Source organism: bacterium (assembly GCA_026416715.1).
GTDB lineage: Bacteria > UBP4 > UBA4092 > JAOAEQ01 > JAOAEQ01 > JAOAEQ01.
The window spans coordinates 1-7046 of the sequence record JAOAEQ010000041.1 but is presented as its reverse complement, the minus strand read 5'-3'; the positions used below and the strand labels follow the sequence as shown (position 1 = coordinate 7046).

Annotated in this window: 6 protein-coding genes; 4 read left to right on the top strand and 2 right to left on the bottom strand. The window is 41.9% G+C overall.

The annotated features are described in order from the left end of the window. A partial coding sequence (locus N3A72_12225) for a diguanylate cyclase (protein ID MCX7920342.1) occupies window positions 1-218 on the top strand: 218 nt, incomplete at its 5' end. Between the two features lie 125 nt (window positions 219-343). Here the strand turns inward: N3A72_12225 and N3A72_12220 are convergent. Beyond that, window positions 344-1930 carry an MBL fold metallo-hydrolase gene (locus N3A72_12220; protein MCX7920341.1) on the bottom strand — a complete coding sequence of 529 codons (1587 nt, stop codon included), beginning with the start codon at window positions 1928-1930 and terminating at the stop codon, window positions 344-346. Window positions 1931-2406: 476 nt separating this feature from the next. Then, window positions 2407-3642 carry a phospholipase D-like domain-containing protein gene (locus N3A72_12215; GenBank protein MCX7920340.1) on the bottom strand — a complete coding sequence of 412 codons (1236 nt, stop codon included), beginning with the start codon at window positions 3640-3642 and terminating at the stop codon, window positions 2407-2409. 269 nt (window positions 3643-3911) lie between these two features. Here N3A72_12215 and folE2 point away from each other — a divergent pair, with 269 nt between their 5' ends. The 3 genes from folE2 to N3A72_12200 all read left to right on the top strand — a co-directional run bounded on the left by folE2 (window position 3912) and on the right by N3A72_12200 (window position 6322). Next, window positions 3912-4694, top strand: a complete 783-nt coding sequence (folE2, locus tag N3A72_12210) for a GTP cyclohydrolase FolE2 (protein MCX7920339.1) — start codon at window positions 3912-3914, stop codon at window positions 4692-4694. Between the two features lie 227 nt (window positions 4695-4921). Next, complete coding sequence (locus N3A72_12205; GenBank protein MCX7920338.1) at window positions 4922-5326, top strand: OmpH family outer membrane protein; 405 nt, start codon at window positions 4922-4924, stop codon at window positions 5324-5326. Window positions 5327-5437: 111 nt separating this feature from the next. Continuing rightward, a complete protein-coding gene (locus N3A72_12200) occupies window positions 5438-6322 on the top strand; it encodes a type II and III secretion system protein (protein ID MCX7920337.1) in 885 nt (294 codons plus the stop codon). Window positions 6323-7046 lie beyond the last annotated feature (724 nt).

The window sequence follows — 7046 nt, the reverse complement described above, 5'->3', positions numbered from 1 at the left end:
AGATTACGGTAAGTATCGGGATAGCAGTATATCCTGACCACGGAACCAACCCACAGGATTTATTAAAAAAATCTGACCAAGCGCTTTATGCGGCGAAAGAAGCAGGGCGGAACCGAGTTTGCATCGCAGAATTCAATCACCAGAAAGAACCGACTGAAAATACCAAGAAGAAAGTTGATAAACCAGAAGGTATCCCCGACAAGGACAAGCTGGGATAACGATACTATCCGCTTGCCCGCAAAGTCCGAACTTCGGATTTTGCTTATTTCTAACCAGCATACCAACCAGCTATTTCTTGCCTATAGCAACCCATGCTGGTTGATGTTCCAGTTGGATGGTTCAATTATTTCAACCTATTCGCCGGATAATAATCTCCATGCCCGGGAACGATAATCGCCCCGCGATTTTGCGATTGTAATCGGGCGTTAAATTTCTGGACGAACGATTTCAGCATATCCATTTCCTGTTTAAACTTTCGGCTATCCGCGTTGGTGCTTGTCATCATAAACTTCGGATAATTCAGGTTCGTTCGATCTTCTGGACTCAAACTTTCGATCAATAAAAGATAATCGCCGGTGAAAACTAAACCGGACTCTTCACTAATGAAAAAAACGTTCCCAGGAATATGTCCGCCGGTACTTTCGATAATGGTATACGTCTGCCCGGCAAGTTCGAACGTATCAATAACGCTGAATCCGTCTTCTTTACCAATTTCAGTCGTGTTATATTCATACCACGTTTTCGGAACACGGAACTGTGTAAACTCGTTAACTAAAATCGTAAAATAATGGTTTAAATCGAGTAGCCGTGAATCGCTTCCCCAAGCGCGATTCTCATGTTCGATTATTCCGCGCGATGCCGGATGTAGATATACCTTCGTACCGAACTCGTCTGCGAAATATCCGCTTAACCCAGCATGGTCTGCATCGGTATGACTTAAATATATCCGGCTGATTCGGCTCGGGTCGAGTCCGTTCTCGGTGAGCATCCTTTTCACATCAGAATAATACACGCCATACGCACCGTCAATCATAACGAGTTCAGGTTCGCTTTCCAGCAGATAGATATTCCCGCCAGTCGGTAGCCGAAACGCATGGAAGGTAACGTTTCCGAACGGCAATGACGGCAGGCGCCGATACGAAAAATTCTGCCCGGTTTTACTTAACGAAACTGAAGCGAACGCTAAAATGTTGGTAAACACTTCTCCGGCTTCTAGATGTTTTCCTGCTTCCTGACTGAATTTGACCAGCATCTCTGACATTCGCGACGATGATTCGACCAGTTTTTTAAGTCGGTTAATATCATCGGTATGCAAGGTTTTCTTGAGTCGGAAGAAGAACCGTTCAACCAGGTTTAATCCGATAATATCTTCAACTTCTTTCTGTTCTGCGCCTTTATACCGCAAACTGTAATGATACCCTTGTTCGTTCATATCCTTCAGGAGTCGGTCGATTTCGCCGGAATCTTGAGTCACGAGCGAGATATCCGCTGTCGTTTCAGAAATATCCTCGTTATATGCCATATAGATAACATTTGCGGAATGGTCACGAAGTAACGTAGCGAATTTACCTAACGTTCCCGGTTTATTTTCGAGTTGAATTACGATATGCAGGATACTAGCGGTATCCAAGACACCGAGTTCAAGATGGGGATGCCGCATCAGGTCGTGATCAAAAAGATTTTGGCTAGCGAGTTCTTGCTGGACTTTATGTAATGCATCGATACTCTCGCTGCGAACTTCGAGCAGAACTCGGTTCGGATGTTCTGACCGGTTATAATAGAAATAGATAATATTGATTCCGAACTTCGCAAAAATACTCGCTAACGCTGCTAACGACCCCGGTCGATCAGCGAGAAACACCGTTATTTTACCGAGATAATCCGGTTCATTCGATTCAGCTTTATAAATCCGAAAATATTTATCTGGCATAATGAAAAGCAGATTACAACCATACTTAGCATCGCTGGAAAATAAGAATTATTTATTAATCATTTTCGCATGATACGACTTAAATCGCAACTTTATATTGCAAATGTTTTTAATACCCATGATGGTTCTGGGCTAAAGCCCGGTTTGTTTTTTATAATTAGTACCTCCTATCTAAAGATAGGGGCTAGTCAAATTATGAATAGCCCTGAGATTCATCTCGGGAGATGGGATAATAAATAATGAATCGTCCCGATGTTTAAATCGGGGGAAAGATAGTAATAAATAATCGGGGTTCAACCCAAAACATAAGGCAGACAAACGATATCTCCACGATAAATCGAGGAGAACCCTGGGGTCAAGTCCAATAGAAAAAAATTAGAATTTTAGCGGTTAGAATTAGGATTATAAATTTGAAATTTAAAATGCTAAATATGAAATGAATATTTTAACTCCTAGTTGGCTAAAATCGAGAAACCTTATTCTCCAATCCTAGGTGGTTGGTATTCTTCTTCCGGTTTCACATAATAGGTATACGGACTATTCCAGCTTTTCATAAAGATTTGATGGAGCAGTTCCGAAATCCGTTCACTCTCAATAATCACCCCGAGATTTCGCGAATCATAGAAATATCCTTTCTCCCAGTTACTGGTTCCGAGCCAGCTTCTACGCGAATCCGCAACCAGATATTTGCAATGTTCAACCCGAGCGTACGGAATAAACCCGCCGGAATATTGCGGGATCGTACTCAATTTAACCTCGATATTCGGAAGTACCGCTAGACTTTGCAAATAGAATATTTGCGGTTTCCGTTTCGACCAGTCGGAAACGACCAGTTTAACCTTAACCCCGCGCGCAGCCGCACGTCGTAACGCATTATCCAGTTCCGCATAGTAGCCATCTTTCGTCTTCGGATTGTAGGTTAGCACCTGCAGAACAAGTTCTTGGTTCGCTGAATCAATTAACTCGATGAGTTTCGGTTCATCCCAGAGCGATTCATCGGGAATCCAGCCGGTCGGACTATAGACCGGCACAAAGCTTACTTTCTGATGTTCTGGTTCCGTTAGGATTATCGGCACTGAATACTGTTTTTTAATGAGAACATCGTTCAACAGTCGCGCATCATTTTTTTCCGCAAGGTTCCAATCCAGTTCGAATACATCACCGAAAATCTTTGCGCAGTCCGCGTTATCGATTCGCAACCCAAGTTCGTGGATATGACTCAACGCTCGCCAATCGAAATTCTGGCTTCCAACGAACACCTGCTTTTTATCAACAATGAAATATTTCGCATGCTGAACCCCGCCAGCTAGTTTCCCAAAATCAATCAATCGCACCGAAATATTTTTCGCTTGTTTCAATCGGTCTAGCGTTTCTGGATAGGTTTTATAAAATTTCATCTCTGCAATAATTCGAACCTGAACCCCGCGCCGCCCAGCGGAAATGATTGCTTGAATTATCGGTTCTAGCGATTCGTTCGGTTCGTTGGAGATATAGAATTGTTCAATATCCAGCGTTTTCTTTGCCCCGTTTATCATTTCCAGCCAGACTTCTGCGGTATTCCGAATATTCGGATTATCTAGAACGGTCTCTATCGGAACACTTTCAACCAGCTCGAAATCGGGATACCCACCGCCTTGCACCAAGCTATAAACACTTGGTACCAAAACACTTAATATGATTACATATACCAACCAGCGATATTGCCGTTTCATAAATCTACCCTCAATTCATTCCATTTTCGAGTATGATTTTCTCAATTAACCAAGATGTTTGACTATACGATTGTACCATTTATACGGGTCAAAAGCAACCGAATTTCTGCTCTGGAGTATCAGTGGTGTTGCTACGAACGAGATAATATCTCGTTCGTAGTAACACCGTGGTCGGGTCGCAGGGGAAAAAATGATAAAACGTGTAATCCGCAGGTATCAAGGTCGGTGCTATTCATGGTAGAATACCTTACAGTTAGAGGAGAACTCCTATGCGTGATATCCAGAATGAAACTGATAAACGGAAACTTAAAATCGACCGGGTCGGCGTTAAAGATATCCGATATCCGATCATTGTTATGGATAAACGGAAAGAGCAGCAGAGTACCGTTGCGTCAATCAATATGTATGTGAATCTGCCGCATCATTTTCGTGGAACCCATATGAGCCGATTTATTGAAGTGTTAAATCGGCATCATGGTGCGGTAAGTTTAGCGAACCTGCATGCGATTCTGGAAGAAATCAAACGAGCGCTTCGTGCGGATTCGGCGTATATCGAGATTGCGTTTCCCTATTTTATTGAGAAACGCGCGCCGGTATCGAAATCGAAATCGCTGATGGATTATCTCTGCCGGTTTATTGCTTCCCATGATGACCGGATGCATCTTATGCTTGAAGTGAATGTTCCGGTAACCAGTTTATGTCCCTGTTCGAAATCATTAGCGAAACAGAGCGCGCATAACCAGCGCAGTATGGTTACGGTACGGATTGATTCAAAAAAACTGATTTGGATAGAAGATATCGTTGCGCTGGTTGAACAATGCGCTTCTGCGCAGGTCTATGCGCTATTGAAACGCGAAGATGAACGGTTTTTAACCGAGCAGGCGTATGCGCATCCGGCGTTTGTTGAAGATATTGTTCGGTCGGTAGCGGAACGATTATTGAAATTAGCAAAGCGCAAGCAGATACGGTTTTTTTCCGTTGAATCCGAAAATTTCGAAAGTATCCATAACCATAATGCGTATGCGAAAATCGAATGGCGAAGAAACAGCTGATTCGGTGAATAGTTGACTATGCGCCGATATCTTTTTTAGTGTTTTAACCCCAAGAAAATCAGGTGGATAAAAAATCTTTTGTATTTTTTTACGAACTGGATAAACCTTTTGTCTTGTTCGTTCGTATATATAGGTTGAAAGATTCGACAGCGTGAACGGAATAAAAACTTGACAATAGCGTGTAATTGCGCTATGATTGTAGCTTGAACAAGGGGGAGTAAAAACCTATGGCTTCGCCAATTTCAATCAAATCCGCTTACTTGCTTGCCGGTGTTGTTCTATTCACTTATTTTGCTATCGGCGCGTTCGCTACCGATCAGATAACGATTAAAGAAGAGAAAGTATATTTCGGGAATCCGAAAAATTACACCAGCCCAGCCCAACTTGAACTCGCAAAAGTTCTTGATGCGACCAGAGAATACCAGCGGATTAAAAAAGAAAAAATGAAATCCGATAATCCGTTATATTGGATATTACTCCAGCGGGCGAACGAGAAAGTCTATACTGCGATAAAAAAAGTTGCGGAAGAGAAGAAATACGATTTAGTCGGTGAACTCGGATATATTACCGGCACAACCGACCCGATACCGGATATAACCAAATCGGTTATCGACGCGCTTGACCAGAAATAACGAACAACGGTTAGACGAAAAAAAACCGAAACATGATGTAATCCCTGCAATAAATCAATATCCATTGATTTCTATCGTTTTCCCAACGTTTGATGTTTAGGTTGTTTCCGTATGCGAAAAACTTTTTTATTCTTATCGCTTATTTTCCTTTTACTTTTTTCGTTCAGTTCGTATGCGGTGTTACCGCAGCAGGTGATGATTGAAGTTAAAGTGGTTGAAATCAACTATGATGCTGCGGTAAGCAGCGGTATCTCTTGGGGATTAAAATCCAATAATGACCTGCTCCAGACGATAAACAGTATCACGGCGAATTTCCCGCGAATGGATACTTCCGCTGGTGGAATCAGTATAACCTTCGGTGCATTAAGCACCTGGAGTTTCGAATACGGAAATATTCAAGGTACCTTACAGGCGCTAGAGAAAAAAGGAAAAGCGGATTTACTATCGAGTCCGCGAATCGTTACGCTTGATGGCGTTGAAGCGAAAATCCTGACCGGTGAAGAAGAACCGGTACCGGTAGTTAAAATTGTCGGGAGTACAGAGTTAGTAACCACGGAATATAAGAAAATCGGGGTTGAACTGGTGGTAACGCCGACGATTCAGGAGCAAGATTTTGTTCTGCTGAACGTGAAACCGAAAGTCAGTTCACGAACCGGTACCCGATTAATGCCGGTTGGCGGAAGCCAAGCGGAACTGCCGGTATTTTCGACTCGGGAAGCCGCAACGCAAGTTCTGGTTAAAGACGGTGAAACCTTTATGCTCGGCGGATTATATAAAACCTTAAGCACAAACGATCGCGCTGGAATTCCGGTATTATCCCATATACCGTTTTTCGGACCGATATTATTTGGCAGTAGAAATATCCAGAATACGAAAACTGAAATTGTGATTTTTATTACTCCGCATATTATCCGACCACACGAACGAATGTTAATCCCACCGAACCTAATGCCGCCAACTCCGCCTGCGGTAGAACCGCTACCGCCATCCGGATAGATAAATAGAGACCACAATGTTTCATCTGGCAAACTTTAATATCTTTTTAGCAAATGATTCTTCATATTCAGCATCGACCCTTCAATGTGGTTTCATAATCCAAATTTGCTCGAATATGATTTTTTCCTCTGAATATCTTTTTGAGAATTTGCAAAAATGTATTGACATCTACTATAGGATATGATATGATAGTCGCATCTGCAGTTAAACCTCGTTTCGGGCGGATAGGATGACGAGAGAATCTCGTGCAACCGGAACGGTTCATTAAATACAAACAGATTGAACCAACTGGTTCAGTTAATTATTTAAATTTTGTATTTCGATAAAAATAGAATGTTTTAACGAACAACAACGTTATACTCTTTAGAAAAATATAACTATTGAAAAATCAATTGTTTGTATATTATACAATAATTTATTGAATAAATAAATATCTAAATAAAAAAACAGCCTAGAGTAGCGCTAAACGTAACGCAAATAAAATCAATGTTCTATAAATTCTGTTACGAAATTGTACTACAAAATGTTGTCTTTGAGAGGGGGGTCCGCGCAAACCGTGTTATAACCATAGAAAAATCAATATCGTAGAACCCCCGCTGTGGAAATGATTGACCCGCTTAGAAGGGGATTGTGACCCCGTGATATATTTCCTAGTTTCAACGCTTTCCCATTCAGTGGAAATGATTGACCCGCTTAGAAGGGGATTGTGACTATTGTGTTATGT